17 protein-coding genes and 2 tRNA genes are annotated in these 25531 nt (G+C 59.6%); 7 read left to right on the forward strand and 12 right to left on the reverse strand.

Annotated elements, in window-relative coordinates; genetic code table 11:
• The first annotated feature begins 70 nt into the window (after positions 1-70).
• From pncB to AAEO81_RS27765, 3 genes are all read left to right on the forward strand, one after another.
• A complete protein-coding gene (pncB, locus tag AAEO81_RS27755; RefSeq protein WP_166595995.1) occupies positions 71-1270 on the forward strand; it encodes a nicotinate phosphoribosyltransferase in 1200 nt (399 codons plus the stop codon).
• Positions 1271-1333: 63 nt separating this feature from the next.
• Positions 1334-2161, forward strand: a complete 828-nt coding sequence (gene nadE, locus AAEO81_RS27760) for an ammonia-dependent NAD(+) synthetase (RefSeq protein WP_166595996.1) — start codon at positions 1334-1336, stop codon at positions 2159-2161.
• Positions 2162-2384: 223 nt separating this feature from the next.
• On the forward strand, positions 2385-3407 hold the full coding sequence (locus AAEO81_RS27765; RefSeq protein WP_341960293.1) for a DUF1338 domain-containing protein: 1023 nt from the start codon (positions 2385-2387) through the stop codon (positions 3405-3407).
• Between the two features lie 123 nt (positions 3408-3530).
• Here the strand turns inward: AAEO81_RS27765 and azu are convergent, their stop codons facing one another.
• From azu to AAEO81_RS27785, 4 genes are all read right to left on the reverse strand, one after another.
• A complete protein-coding gene (gene azu / locus AAEO81_RS27770; RefSeq protein ID WP_341960295.1) occupies positions 3531-3977 on the reverse strand; it encodes an azurin in 447 nt (148 codons plus the stop codon).
• A gap of 316 nt (positions 3978-4293) precedes the next feature.
• Positions 4294-5190 (reverse strand): transglutaminase family protein, encoded by an 897-nt coding sequence (locus tag AAEO81_RS27775; RefSeq protein ID WP_341960296.1) that lies wholly within the window; start codon positions 5188-5190, stop codon positions 4294-4296.
• Positions 5190-7691, reverse strand: coding sequence for a circularly permuted type 2 ATP-grasp protein (locus AAEO81_RS27780; RefSeq protein WP_341960297.1), 2502 nt, complete (start codon positions 7689-7691; stop codon positions 5190-5192). Before AAEO81_RS27780 ends, AAEO81_RS27775 begins: the two co-directional genes overlap by 1 nt.
• Before the next feature lie 133 nt (positions 7692-7824).
• Complete coding sequence (locus tag AAEO81_RS27785; RefSeq protein WP_341960299.1) at positions 7825-11118, reverse strand: transglutaminase family protein; 3294 nt, start codon at positions 11116-11118, stop codon at positions 7825-7827.
• Positions 11119-11481: 363 nt separating this feature from the next.
• Between AAEO81_RS27785 and AAEO81_RS27790 the strand changes: the two genes are divergently transcribed.
• Entirely contained in the window at positions 11482-11970 is a 489-nt protein-coding gene (locus AAEO81_RS27790; RefSeq protein WP_166596002.1) for a type VI secretion system tube protein Hcp, read from the forward strand.
• 50 nt (positions 11971-12020) lie between these two features.
• On the opposite strand, the gene AAEO81_RS27795 is transcribed toward AAEO81_RS27790, so the two are convergent.
• Positions 12021-14324 carry a YgiQ family radical SAM protein gene (locus AAEO81_RS27795; RefSeq protein WP_341960300.1) on the reverse strand — a complete coding sequence of 768 codons (2304 nt, stop codon included), beginning with the start codon at positions 14322-14324 and terminating at the stop codon, positions 12021-12023.
• Positions 14325-14534: 210 nt separating this feature from the next.
• Here AAEO81_RS27795 and AAEO81_RS27800 point away from each other — a divergent pair, with 210 nt between their 5' ends.
• Positions 14535-17432 carry an RHS repeat-associated core domain-containing protein gene (locus AAEO81_RS27800; protein ID WP_341960301.1) on the forward strand — a complete coding sequence of 966 codons (2898 nt, stop codon included), beginning with the start codon at positions 14535-14537 and terminating at the stop codon, positions 17430-17432.
• Positions 17433-17465: 33 nt separating this feature from the next.
• Here the strand turns inward: AAEO81_RS27800 and dnaB are convergent, their stop codons facing one another.
• The 7 genes from dnaB to rnr form a co-directional block, all read right to left on the reverse strand.
• On the reverse strand, positions 17466-18863 hold the full coding sequence (gene dnaB / locus AAEO81_RS27805) for a replicative DNA helicase (protein ID WP_166596004.1): 1398 nt from the start codon (positions 18861-18863) through the stop codon (positions 17466-17468).
• A gap of 160 nt (positions 18864-19023) precedes the next feature.
• The gene (rplI, locus tag AAEO81_RS27810; protein WP_166596005.1) at positions 19024-19470 is read right to left on the reverse strand and encodes a 50S ribosomal protein L9; all 447 of its coding nucleotides are present in this window, start codon (positions 19468-19470) and stop codon (positions 19024-19026) included.
• Positions 19471-19490: 20 nt separating this feature from the next.
• Positions 19491-20387 carry a hypothetical protein gene (locus AAEO81_RS27815; RefSeq protein ID WP_166596006.1) on the reverse strand — a complete coding sequence of 299 codons (897 nt, stop codon included), beginning with the start codon at positions 20385-20387 and terminating at the stop codon, positions 19491-19493.
• 42 nt (positions 20388-20429) lie between these two features.
• Positions 20430-20660 (reverse strand): 30S ribosomal protein S18, encoded by a 231-nt coding sequence (gene rpsR / locus AAEO81_RS27820; RefSeq protein WP_037015707.1) that lies wholly within the window; start codon positions 20658-20660, stop codon positions 20430-20432.
• 28 nt (positions 20661-20688) lie between these two features.
• Entirely contained in the window at positions 20689-21111 is a 423-nt protein-coding gene (gene rpsF / locus AAEO81_RS27825; RefSeq protein ID WP_062379020.1) for a 30S ribosomal protein S6, read from the reverse strand.
• Positions 21112-21362: 251 nt separating this feature from the next.
• Positions 21363-22124 (reverse strand): 23S rRNA (guanosine(2251)-2'-O)-methyltransferase RlmB, encoded by a 762-nt coding sequence (gene rlmB / locus AAEO81_RS27830; protein WP_341960304.1) that lies wholly within the window; start codon positions 22122-22124, stop codon positions 21363-21365.
• On the reverse strand, positions 22121-24754 hold the full coding sequence (gene rnr / locus AAEO81_RS27835) for a ribonuclease R (protein ID WP_341960305.1): 2634 nt from the start codon (positions 24752-24754) through the stop codon (positions 22121-22123). The genes rlmB and rnr overlap by 4 nt, the downstream gene beginning before the upstream one ends.
• Before the next feature lie 226 nt (positions 24755-24980).
• On the opposite strand from rnr, the gene AAEO81_RS27840 reads away from it, so the two are divergent.
• Positions 24981-25067, forward strand: a tRNA-Leu gene (locus AAEO81_RS27840).
• Positions 25068-25286: 219 nt separating this feature from the next.
• A tRNA-Leu gene (locus AAEO81_RS27845) sits at positions 25287-25373 on the forward strand.
• Positions 25374-25531 lie beyond the last annotated feature (158 nt).

Here is a 25531-nt window from a genome sequence, read left to right on the forward strand (position 1 = left end):
GGTTGTATGCGACACCGACTCGATTTCCACGAGCCGCATGTTTGCGGCCACTGCTGGCTGGAGCGACACAATGAGTGAGAGCGCTTTCGCAGATCGCATCGTTCAGAACCTGCTCGATACCGACCTCTACAAGCTGACCATGATGCAGGCCGTCCTTCACAACTACCCCAACGTCGACGTTGAGTGGGAGTTTCGCTGCCGCAACGGCGAGGACCTGCGGCCTTATCTGATGGAAATTCGCCACCAGATCGAGCAGCTGTGCGACCTGTCCCTGAGCGTCGAAGACATCGGCTTTCTCGAACGCATCAGCTTCATGAAGCCCGATTTCCTGCGCTTCCTCGGTCTGTTCCGCTTCAACCTGCGCTACGTGCAGACCAGCATTGAGAATGACGAGTTATGCATCCGCCTCTGCGGCCCCTGGCTGCACGTGATCCTGTTCGAAGTGCCAATCCTGGCCATCGTCAGCGAAGTGCGTAACCGTTATCGCAACCCCAATACCCTGTTGATTCAGGCGCGCGATCAGCTCTACCGCAAGTTCGACTGGCTGACCGCCACCGCCACGCCTGACGAGTTGGCCGAACTGAAAGTCGCCGATTTCGGCACCCGCCGCCGCTTCTCTTTCGCGGTTCAGGAAGACGTCGTTTCAGTGCTGAAAAAGGACTTCCCCGGCCAGTTCGTCGGCACCAGCAACGTGCACCTCGCGCGCAAGTTCGACCTCAAGCCCCTCGGCACCATGGCTCACGAATGGATCATGGCGCACCAGCAATTGGGTCCTCGACTGATCGACAGCCAGAGTGCCGCCCTCGATTGTTGGGTGCGCGAGTACCGTGGTCTGCTGGGTATCGCCCTCACCGACTGCATCACCACAGACGCCTTCCTGAACGATTTCGATCTGTTCTTCGCCAAGCTTTTCGACGGCCTGCGCCACGATTCGGGCGATCCGGTTCAGTGGGCCGAAAAGTGTATTACCCACTACCAAAAGCTGGGCATCGATCCGATGAGCAAAACGCTGGTGTTCTCAGACGGCCTGAACCTGCCCAAAGCGCTGGAAATATTCCGGGCGCTGCGTGGTCGGATCAATGTCAGTTTCGGCATCGGCACCAACCTCACGGCTGATGTGCCGGGGGTCCAGCCGATGAGCATCGTACTGAAGATGACCGCCTGCGCCGGCCAGCCGGTGGCGAAGATTTCCGACGAGCCCGGCAAGACGCAATGCAAGGACCCGGAATTCGTGTCCTACCTGCGCCACGTATTCAAGGTGCCAGCCTGACCCGAGCACCGTACTGCCCCACTTTTTTACATGCCTCTTTTTCTTCTTCATAAGGAGTCAATCATGCAAGCCGTACAGCTCGAGATCGCTAAAGAGCTCAAGGTTCAGGCCCCCTTCGCCAATCAGGGCGAGCTTGAAACCGAGGTCGCGCGTCGAATCCAGTTCATCAAGGACTGCCTGCACAACGCCCGCCTGAAAGTACTGGTACTGGGCATCAGCGGCGGCGTCGATTCGCTGACCGCCGGCCTGCTCGCCCAGCGCGCCGTGAAGGAATTGCGCGACAGCACCGGCGACAACGCCTACCAGTTCATCGCCGTGCGCCTGCCGTATCACATTCAGCACGACGAACACGAAGCCACGGCGTCGGTGGATTTCATTAACCCGGACGAGCGCCACACCGTGGACATCGCCCCGTCGGTCAAGGCGTTGGTTGAGCAAGTCAAAGCCTTCGAAGGCCAGTCCGATGCGGCGGTGGATTTCGTCAAAGGCAACGTCAAGGCACGCACGCGGATGGTCGCGCAGTACACCATCGCGGGCGTTCGCGGTGGCCTGGTGATCGGTACCGACCACGCGGCGGAAGCGGTGATGGGCTTCTTCACCAAGTTCGGCGACGGCGCCTGCGACCTCGCCCCGTTGAGCGGTCTGGTGAAGAATCAGGTCCGCGCCATCGCCCGCAGCTTTGGTGCCCCGGAGTATCTGGTCGAGAAAATTCCGACTGCTGACCTCGAAGACCTGGTGCCGGGCAAACCAGACGAAGCCTCCCACGGCGTGACTTACGCCGAGATCGACGCCTTCCTGCACGGCCAGCCCCTGCGTCAGGAAGCCTTCGACATCATCGCCAACACCTACCGCAAGACCCAGCACAAGCGCGACCTGCCTTACGCGCCATAGTGAAAGACCTGTAGGAGTGAGCTTGCTCGCGATTGCAATCTGTCAGAAACATCACCTGTTGCTGATACACCGCATTCGCGAGCAAGCTCACTCCTACAGGGTCGCGCCAGGCCCATCGCCCAGCATTCGAAAACGGAATGAACCCGTCGTTTTTTTTCGCTTGATGGCGTCCGTCATCAAGGCTTTCATAGCGGCCTGACTTTCTCGCTCAGAGACGCTAACCATGACTGCTTTCCAAGGCCTCTTTTCCCTCGTCGCTTCCACGGTCGGCCAGCCCGCTGCTGACTGGCTCGAACGTCGTGTCGACGTCCCGCAAGCGCTGCATGATTTCTCCTGGTCCGACGAAGGCGTTCATCGCGTATGGCTCGCGGAGGCGCTGAACCTGTGCCTGTTTCATAAACTGGTGCAAGCGGTGCCGGACGGCCTGCGTTACGTTGACGAACAGTTCGAAAGCGGTCGCAAAGTGGTGTTCGATCACGGCGCCATCCGGACCGTGGACTGGGCGCAAAACGGCGAATTGCCCCGGGGTCGTCAAGCGTTCTCGCGTCTGCTGGAGCCACTGGGCTTTACTGACGTGCGCACCTATCCGCTGACCAAACTGAACATGACCGGCTGGGGCTATCGCCAGATGGACCTGCCGGAAGACATCGCGCAGTTCTTCGTGTCGGAGCTGCATCCGGGGCGTTTGAGCCAGGCGTTTCAGGACGCTGTCAGCCGCGTGGTGAGTTCCAGCCGCGACCCGCTGACGCCTGACGACATGAGCATCCTCCAGCGTCTGCGCACGACGCGTCATTGCAGTCTCGAAGAAGCCACACGCCTGCTGTCGGGGCTGTATCGCGCATTCGGTCGTCAGCATGGGGTGGTGCAGGAAGCCGATTATCGTCAGCTGCTCGACGAAAGCGCGGAAATGGCGTGGATTTCAACGGAAGGCAACAGCTTCAACCACCTGACGGATCGGGTCGGAAATCTGGAAGCCACGGTGGAAGAGCAGATTCGTCTGGAGCGCCCGATGAAGGACAGCATCGAGGTGTCTACGTCAGGTCGCGTGATGCAGACCGCCTACAAGGCTTGCACGGTGAGTCGCGAGCTGCTCAATGCCGAAGGCGTGCTCAAGACGCATCAGGTGCCGGGGTCGTTCGTCGAGTTCATCCAACGCAAGATCGACCCGGAAAACGGCAAGATCGACCTGAATTTCGACAGCAGTAATGCACAGGGTATTTTCAAGATGACCGCGTCAAAGAATTGAGGCTATAGCGTTGTAGGAGTGAGCTTGCTCGCGATAGCGGTGCGTCATTCGAAGCAGCGATGGCTGACACACCCCTGTCGCGAGCAAGCTCACTCCTACAGTTTTTGGGCACCTGAAGCTGCGTTACTTCAGGGTAATCGTGCCCTTCATCATGCTGATGTGGCCTGGAAACGAGCAGAAGAAACCGTATTTTTCTGCCGAGTCCAGCTTCGACACATCGATCTTCAACGAATCGGTCTCGCCTGCGCCAATGACCTTGGTGTGAGCAATCACGCGCGCGTCGCCTTCTTTCAGGTAATCCTTGTCGATGCCAGCGCTCATGCCGTCAGTGGCAATGGGCTGCATGTCGGCTTCTTTGCTGACCACCAGGTTATGGCCCATCACGTTCTTTGGCAGGCTGCCGGAGTGCGCCAGATTGACGGTGAATTCCTTGCAGCTCTTGTCGATTTCGATGACCTTCTTGTCGAAGGACATCTGGTCGGTTGAGTCCACGGTCACCGAACATTCGGCGGCCAGCAGATGGCCGCTGGCCAAGGTCAGCAGGGAGGCAGCAACGAGCTTGCGAATCATGGTGAGTCTCCTGAATGGGGTTGCTCTGTTTTTTGTATACAAAGATTGCCTCAATCCTAAACAATTTATCAACCCAAGATTATGAAACATCTCTGGGCGGGCTCTATCAGGCCCATCGAGACAATCAAGCAGCCAACCATACAGGGTCTTTCTAAGATGAGCCCGTCACTCATCAATCAGGACGATCATCATGCAACTCAACAGCCTTTTCCGCAGTTTGCTCGCCGCCTACGCCTGTGGCGCCACCGGGAGCTACGACCGCGTCGCTCAGGATTACAACGACTACCGTCACGCGTGAGTTCTGGAATCCGGAGATTCACTCATCCAGCGGCATGACCGTTACACGCACTTCCGGGTCGTGATTGCCGCCGCCGAGGATGACGCCGCGCAAGGGTGAGACGTCGGAAAAATCGCGCCCCCACGCCAGACTGATATGCTCAAGCGCAGGCTGAATGTTGTTGGTGGGGTCAAAATCCACCCAACCCAGCACCGGACAGAACACCGAGACCCAAGCGTGGGATGCATCGGCACCGATCAGACGCGGCTGGCCGGGCGGCGGCTGAGTTAGCAGATAGCCGCTGACATAACGGGCCGCAAGCCCACGTGAGCGCAGGCAGGCAAGCATCAAGTGCGCAAAGTCCTGGCAGACACCACGCCGGGTCTCCAGCACTTCCACCAACGGTGTCGCCACCTGCGTCGCTTCGCCATCGAACGTGAACTCGTCGAAGATCTTTTCCATCAGCGCCTGACCACACAGCAGCAAAGGCTCCCCTTCTGGAAAACAATCGGCCGAAAACTCGACGAACGATTGCTTCAGGTGCACGTAGGGCGATTCGAAGCGGTAGCGGCAGGCTTCCAGAATGCCTGGCGACATCTTCGTCGCGCTATAGGTCAGCGTGCTCCGGGTCAACTCCCAGGCCGGTGACTGTCGGAAATCCAGCACCGGTCGCTCCAGCACCTCAATCTGCAACCGCGCGTTGACCTGCAATTCATCGTGGGGCCGTTCGAACGCCAGCCGGGTCAGCGGATTGCCGAACACGTCCAGCTCATCCCGGCGCGTGGTCGGCGCCGGGCTGATCTCCAGATGCTGCTCAAGGCAACGCTGCCAAGGGCTGCACCGTGGCCATAAATGCGCCAGTTGCTGGGCCAGCGACACCGGGCTGTCGTATTTGTAGTGGGTATCGTGAAGGATCTGGTAGAAAGCGCTGCTCATCAGACGGACACCGTGCGCTGGCTGACATCATCGACGTGGGCGAAATGGCGCAGGGCCAAGCGGTCAGAGACCTGGCCGCTGGTGTCGCCGATGCTTTGCAGCAAGTCCGCCAAGCCGTGCAGCGCAGCCTTGACGCTGCTCTGACCGAACAGCCCGTTTTCCAGACAACCCAGGTCGAACGCTGCCAATCGCTGGCGCAAGACCGCGAGGCTATTGTCCTGGGGCACGCCAAAATCGTCGTTCAAACGCTTCACCGAACGCGTCACCAGCTTGAGCTGGAACAGCACGGCGTGGGGGTTTTGCTCGTCCAGCAGCAACAAATCGAGGACCGGAATCAACTGCGGCAACGCCAGATACCGCGAACGGTAAGTGATGCTGCTGTTGCCCAGTTCCAGCAGCCAGTCCAGCGCGTCCTGATCGAACACCGCGTCGCTGCGCAGGAATGCGGCCAGACTGGTGCTGAGGAACTGCAAACGCTCGATGCGCCGCCCGATCATCAGGAAACGCCAGCCTTCGTCGCGGGTCATGTCGTCCAGCGCAAAACCGGACAGCGCCGCGAGCGACATCACCAAGCGGTTGAGAAAATCCAGCAGCTCGCCGAAGTCGGGGGCGTCGGTGTCCAGGTTCGCCGCTTCACGCTGCAATTCGACCAACGCTTGCCAGTTCTCCCGAGACAACTTGCCGCGCACCTGCGAAGCAGCCCACTGCAAACGCTGCAGGTTGGAACGCAGACTGAACGGCCAGTCTTCGCCCAGCAACGCTGCGAGCAAGCGATCGTGCAGCTCGCTCGGCTCGTCTTCGTCCTCGCGTGGCACCAGATTCAAGCGCTCGCCCAGCTCGACCGCCGCTTGCAGCGCCAGCGGGTCATCGCCATCGACGTAGCGCGCCAGCATGATCCGCAGCAGGCGAGCACTGTCGTCGCAACGCTCGCAATAACGACCGAACCAGAACAGGTTTTCCACGACACGCGACGGCAAATAAGGATCACGGCGGATCAGGTCATGCACGCCCAACGAGTGACGGCCTTTCCACGGCTCGCTGCCTAACGTGCGCTCGCCCAGAATCCACGTGTCCTTGCTGGCCCCGCCACGCTGCATCGATACCACATCGGCATCGGCATCGGCGGCCACCCGCGTCAGGCCACCCGGCAGCACGCGATAGCCGTCGGCAGTCGCGACGGCATACACCCGCATGCCGATGGCACGAGGTTGAAGCTGTGCGTCGGCGCCCTGCCAGACCGGCGCGTGAGACAGCTGCGCCAGTTCCTGAGCGACATAGGCGTAAGGCCGCGCCTGCATCCGCGCCGCCAGCGCCTGACGCTGTTCATCGTTCAAGTCCCGGCCGAATACCGGCACGAAGCTTTGCGAAGGAAAGGCCGGTTTGATCAGCAATTCCGGCATTTTTTCCAGCGCTTGGGCCAGAACGGGAGGCTCGCCGCACCACCAAGTCGCGATGGACGGCAGGATCAGCTCTTCGTCAAACAGGTGCTCGTTGATCTTCGGCAGAAAACCCAACAGGCCCGGCGACTCCAACACGCCGCTGCCCAAGGCGTTGGCCACCAGCACGCGGCCCTGACGCACGGCTTCCAGCAGCCCCGGCACGCCAAGGGCGGAATCGGTGCGCAGCTCCAGCGGGTCGCAGAAGTCGTCGTCCAGACGCCGCATGATCGCGTGCACCCGACGCAGGCCGCTGAGGGTTTTCAGGTACACCGTGGCGTCGCGGACCGTGAGGTCGCTGCCTTCGACGAGCGGATAACCCAATTGCCCGGCGAGGTACAAATGCTCGAAATAGCTCTCGTTGAAGCGACCCGGCGTCAGCAGCACGACCAGCGGCACTTCGTTGCTGCTCGGCGCCTGTCGCGCCAGTGTTTCCTGCAACGAGCGGAAGAAACCCGAGAGGTGCTGCACTTCCAGATCGCGATACAGCTCGGGGAAAGCGCGAGACACGATCAGCCGGTTTTCCAGCGCATAACCCGCACCGGACGGCGCTTGCGTTCGGTCAGCGGTGACCCACCAGCGGCCATCGGGGGTGCGCGCCAGATCAACGGCGTACACGTGCAAAAAGGTGCCTTCCGGCGGCGTCATGCCTTGGCAGGGCCAGAGAAAATTGTTGTGGCCAAAGACCAGCTCGGCAGGCAAAAGACCCTCGGCGATCAGGTTTTGCGGACCATAAAGGTCGGCCAGCACCGCGTTGAGCAGTCGCGCACGTTGGGCGATGCCTGCCGCCAGTTGCTGCCACTCCTCGACCGGAATCAAATGCGGCAGCAGGTCCAGTTCCCAAGGACGATCGGCCCCTTTGGGGTCGGCATAGACGTTGTAGGTGACGCCGTTTTCCTGAATCTGCCTGGCCAGCAACGCCTGCCGCTGGATCAACTGGGCGGGGGTGCTGCGTTGCAGCTGCTCGTAGAAACGCAGCCAGTGCGGCCGAATGGCGCCGCTGGCGTCGAGCATCTCGTGATAGGTGCCCGCAGAGAGCGGGTATCGGTCAAGCAGGTCGGGCATGGAAGGCTCGGCAGACAACTAAAGAGGTCAGATTAGCGCAGACAACGTGACACGAAGTGGCTCGCTTCCCTGCGGCCGCTCTCTGAGCCGGCCAGCCCGATTCATGAGATCAGGCTGGCCGTCCGGGCCATTTTTATCGGTGCAGACGCAAATCCAGCGTCATGGGCAATTCATCATTGAGGGTCAGTGCAGGCACTGCCAGCTTGCCGGGGCTGTGGCCGACGCGGAAAAACCGCGACAGGCGCCGACTTTCGGCTTCGTTGGCGTTGACCGGCAGGGTTTCGTAATTGCGCCCCCCTGGATGCGCGACATGATACTCGCAGCCGCCCAGCGAGCGCTGCATCCATGTATCAAGAATGTCGAAAACCAGCGGCGCATGCACCGGAATCGTTGGCTGCAAGGCGTTGAACGGCTGCCAGGCGCGATAACGCACGCCCGCGACGAATTCGCCTACACGTCCGGTCGGTTGCAGCGGCACGGGCACACCGTTGCACGTGAGCATGTAGCGCTGCGGCGGCAGGCCCGTGACTTTCAGCTGCAAACGCTCCAGCGACGAGTCCACGTAACGCACCGCACCGCCAGCGGCGCCCTCCTCGCCCAGCACGTGCCAGGGCTCCAGCGCCTGACGCAGTTCCAACTCGATTCCGCTAACCGCGTAGTCGCCAACCTTTGGAAAACGAAACTCCAGGTGCGCTGCGAACCACTCGGCGCGCACTGGGTAACCGGCGGCGTTGAGTTCGACAATGACGTCGGCGAAGTCCTGCTCGATGAAATGCGGCAGCATGAAACGGTCGTGCAGCTCGGTGCCCCAGCGCGCCAGCTTGGCCGGTGCGTAAGGCTCACGCCAGAACCGCGCCACCAGTGCGCGCAGCAGCAGTTGCTGCGCCAGGCTCATCCGGGCATGAGGCGGCATCTCGAACGCGCGCAATTCCAGCAGCCCCAGCCGCCCCGTTGCGCCATCCGGCGAATACAGCTTGTCGATGCAGAACTCGGCGCGGTGGGTGTTGCCCGTGACGTCGATCAGCAGATTGCGGAGCAGACGGTCCACCAGCCACGGCGGGCACTCCTCACCCGGTGCAGGCATTTGCGAAAAGGCGATTTCGAGCTCGTACAGCGAGTCGTTGCGCGCCTCATCGACACGCGGCGCCTGAGACGTCGGGCCAATGAACAACCCGGAAAACAGGTACGACAGCGACGGGTGGTTGTGCCAATAGCTGAGCAAGCTGCGCAGCAGATCGGGCCTGCGCAGGAACGGCGAATCCCCCGGCGTCGCGCCGCCCAGCACGAAGTGGTTGCCGCCGCCGGTGCCCGTGTGTCGCCCGTCGATCATGAATTTTTCGGTGGTCAGTCGGGTCAGGCGCGCCTGCTCATACAGAAACTCGGTGCGCTCGACCAACTCGTCCCAAGACGACGACGGCTGCACGTTAACCTCGATCACGCCAGGGTCCGGCGTGATACGGAAGTTGGCCAGACGCGGGTCGCTCGGCGGCTCGTAGCCTTCCAGCAACACCGGGCAACGCAGCTCTTCGGCTGTCGCTTCGATGGCCGCGACCAGCTCCAGATACGCTTCGAGGGATTGCAGGGGCGGCATGAACAGATACAACCGCCCGCCACGGGCTTCAGCGCTCAGCGCGGTGCGGGTCAGCCAATCCGCCGACTCGTCAATCTTCGGCACACGCTCGGCGCCGGCATTTGTCTGTTCGGTGAGGCTGCCAAGCGCGCTGTCGACTTCTGCCCGATCCGGCAGGTCGGGGAAATCCTGGTTGTAATCGGTCGGGTGGATGTAGGGGTATTCCGCGGCCTTGACCCACGGCTGCGAGGCCAGTGGCAACCGATAGCCCAAGGGCGAATCCCCCGGCACCAACCGGCAATGCTCGTCCCGCAGGAACCAGCGCCCGCTCTGCCAATGATCATCGGCGGCAGTGCGCGCCAATGGCAGAACATGGCCAATCACCTTGTCCAGGCCCTGAGAAAACACCTTGGTCAGCCGTGCCCGTTCCAGCTCATCGCCGAGACGTGAATCCTCGGCGCTGACGTTTTTCGGCAACGCGCCTTCGCGCCAGAGGTAATAAAAATGGTCTTCGTAGGCAGGGAACACGTAGCGCGTCGGAAGCTTCAAACGCTCGGCTACGCTGCGCAGGAAACGCCCGGTCATCTCGCCATCGGTGCCGTAATCCTCTGTTTCGTCTGCGATCAGCGCGTTATTGCGCCAGACCGGCTCGCCGTCGCGACGCCAGAAACAGTTCAGCGACCAGCGCGGCAGTTGTTCGCCCGGATACCACTTGCCTTGCCCGAAATGCACGATGCCCTGTGGCGCATAGTGCTTGCGCATGCGCTGATACAGTTCGGCAGACAACACGCGTTTCTTCGGCCCCAGCGCAGCGGTGTTCCACTCGCTGCCGTCGCGGTCGTCGATGGACACGAATGTTGGCTCGCCGCCCATGGTCAGGCGCAAGTCTTCGGCGATCAGATCCTTGTCGATCTGTCGGCCCAACGCCTGAATCTCCAGCCATTGCTCTTCGGTGTACGGCTTGGTGACGCGGGGCGCCTCCCAGATGCGCTCCACCGACATCTCGTGGCTGAACTCGGTTTCGCACGGCTCGACCAGCCCGCTGATCGGCGCCGCCGAGGAAGGCTCCGGGCTGCACGCCAACGGAATATGCCCCTCGCCAGCAAACAGACCCGAGGTCGCATCCAACCCGACCCAACCCGCTCCCGGCAAATACACCTCGCACCACGCGTGCAAGTCAGTGAAATCCACGTCCGTGCCCGACGGCCCGTCCAGTGCCTCGACGTCGGCCTTGAGCTGAATCAGATAGCCCGACACGAACCGCGCCGCCAGCCCCAAATGACGCAGCAACTGCACCAGCAACCAGGCGGAATCGCGGCAAGAGCCAGATGCGCTGTCCAGCGTGAACTCAGGGGTCTGAATCCCCGGCTCCATACGGATCAGGTAATTGATGTCGTTGGCCAGCCGCTGGTTGAGGTTCACCAGAAAGTCGATGGCCGGAATCGGCGTGCGGTCGATGCTGTCCAGATACGCCTGAAACTTCGGCGTCAGCGGCAGCTTTTCCAGATACGGCAGGAGTTCGTGGTGCTCTTCTCTGGCGTACGTGAACGGAATCTTCTCGGCGTAAGGCTCAAGGAAAAAATCGAACGGGTTGAACACCGCCATCTCGGCGACCAGATCAACCTCAATGCGCAACTCGTCGGTCCTCTCGGGGAACACCAGACGCGCCAGGTAATTACCCTGCGGGTCCTGCTGCCAATTGATGAAATGGTTCTCAGGCAGGACTTTCAACGAATAGGACAAGACACGCGTACGACTGTGCGCCGCCGGGCGCAAGCGCACGATCTGCGGACCCAACTCGACCGCTCGTTCGTAGCGGTAATGCGTGACGTGGTGCAAGGCAATGTGAATCGACACGGCGTGCCTCCTGCGAGCCTGGACGGTAGCGGAACCGCGCAAGACTTATGCCACCCCGGCAAGTCAGGCGCCTTCGGCGTTCATGATGCCCGCTGAGCTAAGCACAGCACCAAAATCGCGCCAGCTTCGGCGGATGGTGCAAGGGTCGCACGGAAATGAGGCGGGTGGGGTTATTTGCTTCCCGGGCACCTGAGTTTGACCACAGACGAATCAAAATCAGCTGCTATTGGCAGCGAAACTGTAGGAGATTTTCCATTCTTCTGTGTGAACGGTCTGGTTGTGCTCCCGACGTCTTGTGGCCAGCGCTTCAGTAAGAAAAGGTGCGCCTCGACAATTCGTCGACGACTGTTTCAGGGAGAGTTCATGGCTATCGATATGTTTTTGAAGTTGGGCGATATCAAGGGTGAGTCCAAGGACAGCGCTCACCAGGAAGAGATCGACATTCATACCTTCCAATGGGGTATGACGCAGTCTGGGTCGATGCACCAAGGGGGTGGCGGAGGCGCGGGCAAGGTCAACATCCACAACCTGAGTTTCACCAAGTCGCTGGACAAGTCATCTCCGAACCTGATGATGGCGTGCTCCAGCGGCAAGCATTACCCCGAAGCCACGCTCACCATCCGCAAGGCGGGCGGCAGCAGCCCGGTGGAATACATGATCATTACGCTGAAAGAAGTGATGGTCGCGTCATACAACGCCAATGCCGGAAATAGCGATGAAATCATCAAGGAAGATTTCACACTCAACTTCGGCAAGGTCGAAGTCAGCTACCAACCGCAAAAGGCCGACGGCAGCAAGGATGGCGGGGTGATCAAGTACGGCTGGAACATCCGCGAAAACGTGAAGATCTGAAATGCAAAACGCCAGCTCGAAAGCTGGCGTTTTTTTTACAACGGCGTCACTCAGCGGGGAAAGACAGGCTGACGGGACGGCTTTTTGCCACCCTTCCCGCCTTTGGCGGCATCAGCGCGATCCTTGGCGGCCTGCTTGTTGCGGGCGGCTGCGGCGGCCTTGGCTTCTTCGCGTTTGTCCCACGGCTTACTGCCGTCGCTGCCCCGCTGCGGCAGGCCGGTGTGCTGGGTGAGGATCTTGGTGGTTTTCGCCACCTTGTGGCTGCCAGCTGGCGTCGAGTTCTTGCGACGGGCGCTCTGGTAGCTGTCGGTTTCCGGCTGGTGCAACGGAATCAACTGGTTCTTGCCCGGGCCAATGAGGTCCGAACGGCCCATGCGCTCCAGCGCTTCGCGCAGCATTGGCCAGCCTTTCGGGTCGTGGTAACGCAGGAATGCCTTATGCAGACGGCGCTGCTCTTCGCTCTTGACGATGGTGACCGAATCGCTTTTGTACGTGACCTTGCGCAACGGGTTCTTGCCCGAGTGATACATGGCTGTCGCACTGGCCATCGGCGACGGGTAGAACGCCTGCACCTGGTCCGCCCGGAAGCCATTGCCCTTGAGCCACAGCGCCAGGTTCATCATGTCTTCATCGGTAGTGCCAGGGTGGGCCGCAATGAAGTACGGGATCAGGTACTGCTCTTTGCCCGCCTCTTTCGAGTACTTCTCGAACATGCGCTTGAACTTGTCATAGCTGCCAATGCCCGGCTTCATCATCTGATTGAGCGGGCCTTCCTCGGTGTGTTCCGGGGCGATCTTCAGGTAGCCACCGACGTGGTGGGTCACCAGCTCTTTGACGTACTCCGGCGACTCGACCGCGAGGTCGTAGCGCAGGCCGGAAGCGATCAGGATCTTCTTCACGCCCGGCAGATCACGCGCGCTGCGGTACAGCTGAATCAGCGCCGAGTGATCAGTGTTCAGGTTCGGGCAGATGCCTGGGAAAACGCAAGATGGCTTGCGGCACGCAGATTCGATCTCCGGGCTCTTGCAGGCGATGCGGTACATGTTCGCAGTCGGACCACCGAGGTCGGAAATGACGCCGGTAAATCCTGGGACTTTGTCGCGAATCTCTTCGATTTCACGAATGATCGAATCGTGCGAGCGGTTCTGGATGATGCGGCCTTCGTGTTCGGTGATCGAGCAGAAGGTGCAGCCGCCAAAGCAGCCACGCATGATGTTCACCGAGAAGCGAATCATGTCGTAGGCCGGGATCTTTTCCTTGCCGTACGCAGGATGCGGGATACGTGCGTACGGCATGCCGAACACGTAGTCCATTTCTTCAGTGGTCATCGGAATCGGAGGCGCGTTGAACCAGACGTCGACGTCGCCATGCTTCTGAACCAGCGCACGGGCGTTGCCGGGATTGGTCTCCAGGTGCAGAACCCGGTTGGCATGGGCGTACAACACCGGGTCGTTACGCACTTTTTCCATGGACGGCAGACGAATGACTGTCTTGTCGCGGGTCATGCGCGGGCTGGCCAGAATCTGCACGACCTTGGCTTCGTTCGGATCTTCAGTCGGCCCTTTTTCCTGCTCGATAGCGCATGCCTGGGTGTCCTGAGTATTCACGTACGGGTTGATGATCTTGTCGACCTTGCCCGGACGGTCGATACGCGTGGAATCGACTTCGTACCAGCCTTCAGGCGTGTCGCGCCGAATGAATGCGGTGCCGCGGACGTCGGTGATGCTTTCAATGGTTTCGCCATAAGACAGACGGGTGGCGACTTCAACGATGGCGCGCTCGGCGTTGCCGTACAGCAGAATGTCGGCGCAGGCGTCGATCAGAATCGAATTGCGAACCTTGTCCTGCCAGTAGTCGTAATGCGCGATGCGGCGCAGCGACGCTTCGATCCCGCCCAGCACGATAGGGACGTTCTTGTAGGCTTCCTTGCAACGCTGGCTGTAGACCAGGCTCGCGCGGTCCGGGCGCTTGCCCGCCATGCCGCCAGGGGTATAGGCGTCGTCGGAACGGATTTTCTTGTCGGCGGTGTAGCGGTTGATCATCGAGTCCATGTTGCCCGCTGCGACACCGAAGAACAGGTTCGGCTCGCCAAGCTTCATGAAGTCGTCTTTCGATTTCCAGTCCGGCTGAGCAATGATCCCGACGCGGAAGCCTTGCGACTCCAGCAGCCGGCCAATGATCGCCATGCCGAACGACGGGTGATCGACGTACGCATCGCCAGTCACGATGATGATGTCGCAGGAATCCCAGCCAAGCTGATCCATTTCTTCCCGGCTCATGGGCAGGAAAGGCGCTGGTCCGAAACATTCGGCCCAGTACTTCGGATAGTCAAATAACGGCTTGGCTGCTTGCATGTCGATGACCAGTGTTCGTAATCGGGGAGGCGAGTTTCTTGTGGAAATTCGCGGGCGCGGAGAATAGCACAAATTTTGATCAAATCCGACTGTAATAGTCGGCCTTGCCAGCGTTTTTCGATCAATTGCACTGTCATTTCTGACAGTATCCCGCCCCTGTAAGCGAGGCTAGAGTAGACGCAGCGCTGGCCATTGCAGGATGCAGGCATCATGTCCGACTCCATGCACCGGAACACCCCTTCTGTAACGGTTTACGACAGCCGGGGCCTGACAGTGCGGCAAGTGACCTACTATCGGGCTGAGGTCGAGGAAGAGGCGAAACCCCGAATCAACGCCCAGACTTACGACTGCCAAGGTCGCGCCGTGGCGGCTTGGGACCCACGCCTCTTTGAGCGACAGTCGCAGGAGCCCGACCTGCACCCCAACGTCGCAACCCTGTACAGCCTTTCAAACACTGTATTGTCCAGCCGCAGCGTGGATGCCGGTGAAACAATCTCTCTTTCAGCAGAATCTGGCGTCGCTCTGGAGCAATGGGATGCCCGCTCGACGCATTGGCACACAGAATATGACGAGCATTTGCGACCGACTGTGGTTCATGAGCGCATGGCCGGACAGCCGCAACGGGCCTGCGAACGGTTCACGTATGGAGGCACCGATGCGGATTCAGCCTCTCATAACCAGTGCGGGGAGTTGATCCGGGTCGACGACAGCGCGGGCACCATGGTGACCACCGAGTACGGCCTGTTGGGCGGGACGCTAATAGAAGAACGCCGAATGCTCAGTCTGATCGAGCCTCCTGATTGGCCGCCTTCAGCCGAGGAACGTGACGCCCTGCTGGAGCCCGGCCCTGGCGCCATTACCCGCAGACATTTTGACGCCACCGGCACCGCCATCAGCACGACGGATGCGCGGGACCACCAGCAAAACATCGGCTTAAACATTGCTGGCCAGTTGGCACAGGTCATCCTCACGTTGAAGGGCAGCGCACAGCAGTTATTACTGCGAGATATGCAGTACAACGCCCAGGGGCAGGTCGAGTCGCAAACCGCAGGCAACGGCGTGGTCAGTCAATACCGCTATCACCCAGCGGACGGCCGCCTGCAGACGCTGAAAACCCTTCGGCCTGCCAACGACCCGCTGCAATCATTGACCTACACCTACGATCCGGTGGGTAACGTCGTGAGCATCGCTGACGATGCCCAAGCGACTCGTCACTTCGCCAATCAACGCATCGAGCCGGTCAACATCTACCGCTACGACAGCACGTATCAGTTGATAGAGGCGCAAGGCAGGGAAACAGCACCTGCGTCAACCGGTCCGCAGCTGCCTGACCTACTGACATTGCCGATAGACACCAGTCAATGGCTCAACTTCACCGAACGTTACCGCTACGACTTGGCGGGCAATATGGTTCAGCTGAGGCATGAAGGCCGTCAGCCCTACACCCGCGATTTTGAGGTGGATGCGACCAGCAACCGCGCCCTGATCAAGACGGAGGGCAGCGCACCGCCGGACTTTGCCAACGGTTTCGATGCCGGGGGCAATCTGCAGCGCCTGTCCCCCGGCCAGGCCATGTCCTGGGATGCCCGCAATCGCTTAACGAAGATCATCCCCGTCAGTCGCAAGGACGCCGAGGACGACGCTGAGCATTACCTGTACGACAGCAGCGGGCAGCGGGTTCGCAAAGTTGGCACAAGCCCCGTACGAGCCGCTGCACATACGCGGGAGGTCCGCTACCTTCCGGGCCTGGAATTGCGCAGCGACACTGCCAACGATGAGCAGCTGGAAGTCATCGTGATCCAGGCCGGCCGATGCACAGTGCGCTGTCTGCGTTGGTTGAGCGGACGTCCCGCCGACATCGAAAACGATCAATTGCGCTATTCGGTCGACGATCATCTGGGCTCCAGCACGCTAGAGCTGGACGGCAGGGCGCGACTGATCAGCCACGAAGGCTATTACCCTTTTGGCGGAACGGCTTGGTGGGCGGCGCGCTCGGTGGTCGAAGCGAAGTACAAAGTGGCGCGGTATTCGGGGAAAGAGCGGGATGCCAGCGGGTTGTATTACTACGGGCTGAGGAATTACGCGCCGTGGTTGATGCGCTGGATTAGTGCGGACCCTGAAGGTCAAGTGGATGGGCTTAATCTGTATCGGATGGTGCGTAACAGCCCGATTAACCGTACCGACGTTCAAGGGGGGCTAAGCGTGGACTTTAGCCTTATCCTTGGAGTTTCTGCGGTTGTGCTGGCGATAGTCATCTACGCGCTTGGTCAGCTTTCTGAAGCCAGGTATGAACGTCGCCAGATCATCTCTCGACGGCTCGTAGGGATTTATACCCAAGATCTCAATCTCACCCCTACGGAGGCGGAGGCGCTCGCTGCGTACTACGATTCAGCGGCACCTGTCCCTGCAAGTCACATACACGTCGGCCCTGATCGGAAAGGGAGCCTACAGATCTATCAGGCCCGAACCAAAAACGAGGCTCTCGCACTTAGTAAGGCAAAGAAACCTCATGAGGTCGCTAAAGCGGTACGTGATCACGGCATCCCCTCGGCAGCGGAGTTAAGGCCCGCTCCTGAGAAGGCACCGCGCCAATACCCGAGCAACGATCAATCACCATCAGTCAGCGCCCCGACCTCGGCGCGTCCGTCATTTGACGTAGCGGCGCAGGGAACAAGCACAGGCCTGACAGCCGATGAGCTTCGTCATATTCGAGAAAGAGTCACCCCTGGCAAACGAGGCTCTACCGCGTCGAACGCAAGCCTTGATTCCGACCACGAAATCGCCGCTCCAGCGCCCACCAGCAGCGCGGCCAGACAAATTTTCACCATGGACCCGAGCGGCTTTTTCGAGGATGCAAATATTGTCGACTGGCTTGGCCGCCGCCCTGGTATGGAAGTAAATCTGAGAGCGGCATTAGATAGGTTCGACCCTAATCGCAAAGGACATACCGGATTACGTGGAATGAAAACGACGGATATCCACAGTGGCACCGCTGGTGGCAGGGGGGATTTGCGTCTGGGCTTTACCGTCCGGGGTAACGTTTTTTACCCGCAAGCCATCCTGTCACATAAAGGCAAGGGTACGATCCTCGCCCAGCGCGGGGCATAGTCGAATAACCATAAAGACGCTGTGCAGGACGCACTACTCATCATCATCAAAGTTGTAACTGCCCGGCGCCAAGTTTTCGAAACGGGTGTACTTGCCGATAAACGCCAGACGCACGAAGCCAATCGGGCCGTTCCGCTGTTTACCAATGATGATTTCAGCGATGCCTTTATGCTCGGTTTCCGGGTGATACACCTCGTCCCGGTATACGAACATGATAACGTCGGCGTCCTGCTCGATCGCTCCGGATTCACGTAAGTCGGAGTTCACAGGGCGCTTGTTGGGGCGCTGTTCCAGCGAGCGGTTAAGCTGGGACAGTGCAACGACCGGGCAGTTGAACTCCTTGGCCAGCGCTTTCAGGGACCGGGAGATCTCGGAAATTTCGTTGGTCCGGTTATCGCCGCTGGAACCCGGAATCTGCATCAACTGCAGGTAGTCGATCATGATCAAGCCGACATCACCATGCTCTCTCACGAGACGTCGAGTACGCGCACGCATCTCCGAAGGGCTGATACCGGCAGTATCGTCGATGAACAGTTTGCGATCATTGAGCAAATTCACGGCAGAGGTCAGACGCGGCCAGTCGTCATCATCCAGTTGACCGGAACGCACCTTGGTCTGATCGATACGCCCGAGGGACGACAGCATACGCATGATCAGCGATTCGCCTGGCATCTCCAGCGAGAACACCAGCACCGCTTTTTCGCTGCGCAGCACCGCGTTTTCCACAAGGTTCATCGCGAAGGTGGTTTTACCCATCGACGGACGGCCCGCGACGATGATCAAGTCGGAAGGCTGCAAACCGCTGGTTTTTTCGTCCAGGTCGGTATAGCCCGTGGACAGGCCGGTGATGCCCTCACCCAGGTTGAACAGGGTGTCGATGCGGTCGATGGCTTTGGTCAGCAGGTCATTGACGCCCACCGGCCCGCCCGTCTTCGGGCGCGCTTCGGCAATCTGGAAAATCTGGCGCTCGGCTTCGTCGAGAATCTCCTCAGCAGTCCGCCCTTCCGGGTTGAACGCGCTGTCGGCGATATCGTTACTGATGCCAATCAACTGCCGCAAGGTCGCCCGCTGCCGCACGATCTGGGCGTAGGCCTTGATGTTGGCAACAGATGGGATGTTTTTTGCCAATTCCGACAGATAGCCCAGACCGCCGACCTGTGAGGTCTGGCCTTCCTTGTCCAGCTGCTCGGACAGGGTTACGACGTCGATGGGCAGGTTCTGATCGGCAAGCTTGGCGATGGCGCGGAAAATCAGACGGTGGTCATGGCGGTAGAAGTCGCCGTCCGAGACTTGATCCAGCACGCGCTCCCACGCCTGGTTATCCAGCATCAGACCACCGAGTACAGCCTGTTCGGCCTCGATGGAATGGGGCGGCACCTTCAGGGCTGCGGTTTGCAGGTCGTATTGCTCGGGAGCAGAAATATCGTTCATGGCCACACGAAATCAGGGGTTTGAATCAGAAGTTGATCAACAATACCTAGAAATGACAAAGGGCACGACCCAAGAAATGGATCGCGCCCTTTATTGACCGGCTAGCGCACGAGTCGCCAACTGGTCGGACACCAGCACCGAAGCACCGGCATCAAGCAGCTTAGGCAGCTACGACGACCACGCGAACGGTGGCTTCAACGTCGCTGTGCAGGTGCACGGCTACGTCGTATTCGCCAACGTTACGGATGGTGCCGTTCGGCAGACGAACTTCAGCTTTAGCGACTTCAACGCCAGAGGCGGTCAGTGCATCAGCGATGTCGTGAGTACCGATCGAACCGAACAGCTTGCCTTCGTCACCAGCGGTGGCAGTGATAGTCACTTCCAGCTCAGCCAGTTGAGCAGCGCGACTTTCAGCAGAAGCTTTCTTGTCAGCAGCGGCTTTTTCCAGCTCAGCACGACGCTCTTCAAACGCGGCCAGGTTGGCAGCGGTTGCAGCGGTGGCTTTGCCGAAAGGCAGCAGGTAGTTACGGCCGTAACCAGCCTTAACGTTTACTTTATCGCCCAGGTTGCCCAGGTTGGCGATTTTTTCCAGCAGGATGAGTTCCATTTGGTAATAACCTCTTAACTTTAACCTTCACCGTTCGCAGAACCGTTATCGGCATCTTTCGACGCCAGACGGCCGCGAAAATCAATCAGGCTGTCGACAATGGCAAACACCACCAGCAACGGATAAATCAGCTGCATGAACAGCACCAGCGTGACGTACAAACCCACCAGCCAAAACCGGGTCAGGCGCTTCGTAGCCACCAGACCGTGAATCAGGGCCAGCCCCGCGAACATGAGCGGTACGCTGCACAACGGTGTCAGCATCGCCAGTTGAGGACCGAAATTCGGCCCCACCAACATGCACACCAGCAGCACCAGCATCGGTGCCCGCGGGAGTCTCAAACTGCGAAATTCGCGTCCGAAACCGCCCGGGTTATACAACAACGCCTGCCAGTACCGCCCAAGGATCAGGCATACCACGCTGACGATCTGCAACACCGCCGCAATCAGGCCGTTCAGGACCGGTGTAATCAGTGCCCCCAGACGCGCTCGCTCTTCTACCGACATCTGTTGGTAGACATCACCGAAGACGTGGGGCAAGAGTTTCTGCAACTCCCCCGCCATGGCTTCGATGGGCTCGCGGAAAACCGCCCCCAGGATCACGCCATACAACAATCCCAGTCCGATGCTGACCAGCAGCACACGGACCCACGACTCGCTGGCGCGCAACACGGCCGCCAACCCCCATGAACCCAGCAACACCATCAGGGTGCGGGGATCACCGAAATACCACCAGACCAAAGCCGGCAGCAGAGCCCAGGCGAGAACGCTCGAAGCGCCACTCAACCCGCGCCGCAGAAGCACAAGGCAACCCGCGGCGGCACTCAACCAGAACAACAGCGGCAACGCCGCACATCCAACCACTACCAGAGTGGCCTGCACGCGGCCGCGCATGATGAAGTCAGCCATGGCGCGCATGCGATTTATCCCTTACTGCGTTTTTGTCGACTGAACCTGGTCTCAGCGGCCGTGGCTGTCGGTGTAGGCCAGCAGGGCCAGGAAGCGGGCGCGCTTGATAGCGGTAGCCAGCTGACGCTGATAACGAGCTTTGGTACCGGTAATGCGGCTAGGAACGATCTTGCCGGTTTCGGATACGTAGGCTTTCAGGGTGTTGAGATCTTTGTAATCGATCTCCTTCACATTTTCAGCTGTGAAGCGGCAGAATTTACGACGACGGAAGAAACGTGCCATGTAATAGGCTCCTCAAAAGGTCCGTGGATTACTCGTCAGCGTTATCGCTGTTGTCGCTGTCATCACTGTCAACGCCTTCGGCGTCGGAGTGCTCAGGACGGTCGCGACGCTCACGGCGCTCACTGCGGTTCTCTTCAGCCTTGAGCATTTCGGACTGGCCAGTAACGGCTTCGTCGCGACGGATGACAAGGTTACGGATCACGGCATCGTTGTAACGGAAGTTGTCTTCCAGCTCGGCCAGGGCCTTGCCAGTGCACTCAACGTTCAGCATCACGTAGTGAGCCTTGTGAACATTGTTGATTGCGTAGGCCAGTTGACGACGGCCCCAATCTTCCAGACGGTGGATCTTGCCGCCGTCTTCTTCGATCAGCTTGGTATAACGCTCAACCATGCCGCCGACTTGCTCGCTCTGGTCCGGGTGAACCAGAAAGATGATTTCGTAATGACGCATGAATGCTCCTTACGGGTTGTAGCCTGCCGCCAAAGCGGTCAGACAAGGAGTGAATAACACTGGTTTATCTTGCACAGGGACAGGCACGTGAGCGCCTGCCATGACAGCAAGGGGCGCAATTGTAGAGAAGGGCTGGGGAGGGCGCAAGGCAATTGGTGATTATTTGAGCAGTAACAGCTGCAAGCCGCAAGCTACAAGCTACAAGCTGACCGTGGGCAGGCTTAAGCTTGATGCTTGCAGCTTGAAGGTTGTTATTTCCGCGAAGCGGCAGCCTTGGCGCTGCGTTGGCGCATTGCCTCGAACAGGCAAACACCTGTTGCCACAGAGACGTTCAAGCTGCTGACGCTGCCTGCCATCGGCAGGCGAACCAGATAGTCGCAGTGTTCGCGGGTCAGGCGCCGCATGCCCTTGCCTTCCGCGCCCATGATCAGGATGGTCGGTCCAGTCAGGTCCTGCTGATACAGCTCTTGCTCGGCCTCACCCGCCGTACCGACAACCCACAACCCGCGCTGCTGGAGTTTTTCCAGCGTACGGGCAAGGTTGGTGACCGCAACCAGCGGAATCACTTCCGCAGCGCCACAGGCCACCTTTCGTACAGTCGGTGTCAACGTCGCCGATTTGTCTTTCGGCACGATTACCGCCAGCGCACCCGCCGCATCAGCAGTACGCAGGCAAGCGCCGAGGTTGTGCGGGTCGGTCACGCCGTCGAGAACCAGGATCAGCGGCGGGCCTTCGGTGCGATCCAGCAGTTCGTCGAGCATCGCTTCGCCCCAGACCTGGCTCGGACTGACATCCGCGACAACGCCCTGATGGACACCTTCGACCCATGCGTCCATTTCGCGACGTTCGGCCTGCCCCACCGCCACACGATTTTGCGCGGCGAGGTCGATCAACACCTGAACACGGGGATCGCTGCGACCCTCCGCCAGCCAGATCTGCTTGACCCGCTTGGGATGGTGACGCAACAACGCTTCTACCGCGTGAACGCCGTAGATTTTTTCCAGCTGACTCATGACTTCGCCTTAGGTTTACGCACACTGCCGCCCTTTGCATCGGGCGCTGAGCCCGACTTTGGCGGGCCCTTGCGGTGTTTACTCGGTTTTGCGGACTTCCCGGACGGCGCGGAATCACTCCGCGACGACTTTCCCGACGACGCCTTGCTACCACCCTTCGCTTCTGCCAGAAGCGCTTTCTTCATCTCACGGCTTTTGCGGACTTCGGCATTTTTTGCGGCCGCATCGCTCGGACGATACGCCTCGACAACCGGTTCTTTGGTGGCGCTGCGACGGCTTGGGCGAGACGCCGTGGCCTTGTCCTGCTCATTATCTTTCGGCTTTTCCGCAGCGGCAGGCTCGGCAGCCTTGCGCTTGCGACCCACCGGCGCGCTGGTGGTTTTTTCTGACATTTCGAAGTCGATCTTGCGCTCGTCGAGATCGACGCGCATGACCCGCACTTCAACGGTGTCGCCCAGGCGGAAGCTACGGCCCGTGCGCTCACCCGCCAAACGGTGGTGAACCGGATCGAAGTGGTAGTAATCGCCTGGCAACGCGGTCACGTGCACCAGGCCTTCCACGTAAATGTCGGTCAGCTCGACGAACAGCCCGAAACCGGTCACCGCTGTGATAACGCCCGGGAACGACTCACCCACGCGGTCTTTCATGAACTCGCACTTGAGCCAGTTCACCACGTCACGGGTGGCTTCGTCGGCCCGGCGCTCGCTCATCGAGCATTGCTCGCCCAACTGCTCCAGTCCCGCTTCGTCGTACGGGTAGATGCGCGCTTTCGGAATCGACGCTGCGCCTGCACGACGCACGTGCGGCGTGTCTTGCTTGGAACGGATGACGCTGCGAATGGCGCGGTGCGTCAGCAAGTCCGGGTAACGACGAATCGGCGAGGTGAAGTGCGTGTAGGCCTCGTAATTCAGGCCGAAGTGGCCGTTGTTATCCGAGCTGTACACCGCCTGGCTCAGCGAGCGCAGCATGACGGTCTGGATCAGGTGGTAATCCGGACGGTCCTTGATGGTTTCCAGCAGCGCCTGATAATCCTTCGGCGTCGGGCCGTCCTTGCCTTTGTGCAAGGACAGACCCAACTCACCCAGGAACGCGCGCAGTTTTTCCAGGCGCTCAGGCGGCGGACCGTCGTGGACGCGGTACAGCGCAGGGATTTCATGCTTCTTGAGGAACTCGGCAGTGGCCACGTTGGCGGCCAGCATGCATTCCTCGATCAGCTTGTGCGCATCGTTGCGGGTCGTCGGGCGAATCTCGGCGATCTTGCGCTCGGACCCGAAGATGATCCGGGTTTCCTGCGTTTCGAAGTCGATGGCGCCACGCGTGTGGCGTGCTGCCAGCAGCACCTTGTACAGCGCGTAAAGCTGCTTGAGGTCCGGGATGACCTCTTTGTAATCGCCGCGCAACTGCCGGGCTTCGCTGGTTTTCGGGTGTTCCAGAATCGAACTGACCTTGTTGTAAGTCAGCCGCGCGTGGGAGTGGATCACGGCTTCGTAGAACACGTAGTCCGTCATTTCGCCGGATTTGGAGATAGTCATCTCGCAGACCATCGCCAGACGGTCGACCAGCGGATTCAGCGAGCAAAGGCCGTTGGACAACTGCTCAGGCAGCATCGGTACGACACGCTCGGGGAAGTACACCGAGTTGCCGCGAACCTGGGATTCGGCGTCGAGCGCGGAGCCGATCTTCACGTAACTGGAGACGTCCGCAATCGCGACGTAAAGTTTCCAGCCACCCGAGAACAGACGTAGCTTGCCCGGCTTGGCTTCGCAGTAAACCGCATCGTCGAAGTCGCGAGCGTCTTCGCCGTCGATGGTCACGAACGGGAGGTGGCGCAGATCGACGCGGTGCTCTTTGTCCTTTTCCTCGACTTCCGGTTTGAGCTTGGCGGCTTCTTTGAGCACGGCTTCAGGCCAGACATGCGGAATGTCGTACGTGCGCAGCGCAACGTCGATTTCCATGCCCGGCGCCATGTAGTTGCCCACGACTTCGACCACGTCGCCCTGCGGCTGGAAGCGCGGAGTCGGCCAGTGAGTAATCTTCACTTCGACGAACTGACCCACGCGGGCGTCGGCATTGCGACCTGGCGTGATCAGCACTTCCTGCTGAATCTTTGGATTGTCGGGAACGACGAAACCAATGCCGCTCTCTTCGAAGTAACGACCCACCACGGTTTCGTGAGCGCGGGAAACGACTTCAACGATGACGCCTTCGCGACGACCGCGACGGTCCAGGCCGGAAACGCGGGCCAAGGCACGGTCGCCATCGAACACCAGACGCATCTGGGCTGGGCTCATGAACAGGTCGTCGGAGCCGTCGTCAGGCACGAGGAAGCCAAAACCGTCGCGATGACCGCTGATGCGACCGAGGATCAGGTCCAGCTTGTCGACCGGCGCGTAGGTGCCGCGGCGGGTGTAGATCAACTGCGCGTCGCGTTCCATCGCACGAAGGCGACGGCGCAGGGCCTCGATCTGATCTTCAGTCGTCAGACCAAACTCTGCGACCAGCTCTTCACGGGCAGCGGGCGAACCGCGCTCGGAGAGATGCGCCAGAATCAGCTCACGGCTAGGAATGGGGTTTTCGTATTTTTCCGCTTCACGAGCGGCCTCGGGATCGAGGGACTGCCAATCGGCCATTAGAATGAGTTCACCTTATCTGTATGCAATTAGTTTGGCATATACCCGATTGAAACGCGAAGGCAGCGTTTGTTGAGGCTTTTCGCTATTTCAAAAAAAATTTCACGCCGGGGGTTTACAGCTTCTATCCTCATCCGTAAGATGCGCCCCACAACGACGGCACTGCCACGTTGTAGTTGAAATCAAGCGGCTTTTTGAAAAATAAGTCGTATGAAATCAACGAATTGCCCAGATGGTGAAATTGGTAGACACGCCAGCTTCAGGTGCTGGTGACCTTACGGTCGTGGAAGTTCGAGTCTTCTTCTGGGCACCAATTCAACGAAACCGAGCCAAGTGCTCGGTTTTGTGCTTTCTGGGATTTGAAAGTTCTTTTCCGAGCAGCTCTGAGGGTAGATCAGTTCCCCTCTCCTGTCCTTCCTGCCTTTGACAAACCTGCGAGCTTATCGCGCTTGCAATCAAAACCGCCTCTCCCGCTAAAATTTCTCAAAATTATGTTGCACTAATACGAAAAATCTAATTAAATCAGCGCCATGCCCAGGTGGTGAAATTGGTAGACACGCCAGCTTCAGGTGCTGGTGACCTTACGGTCGTGGAAGTTCGAGTCTTCTCCTGGGCACCAAACAAAACAAAACCGAGCCAAGTGCTCGGTTTTGTGCTTTTCGGGGTTTGATAATTCCCCTCCTCCGCAAAAGCCTGGCATGCCGGCGAAGGCAATCTCTCGATTGCCACCTCCGCCAGGCCAGCCCGCTACAGAAATACGCTACGACCTATAACCCG

This window comes from Pseudomonas sp. RC10 (genome assembly GCF_038397775.1).
In the GTDB taxonomy this organism is placed as follows: domain Bacteria; phylum Pseudomonadota; class Gammaproteobacteria; order Pseudomonadales; family Pseudomonadaceae; genus Aquipseudomonas; species Aquipseudomonas bambusae.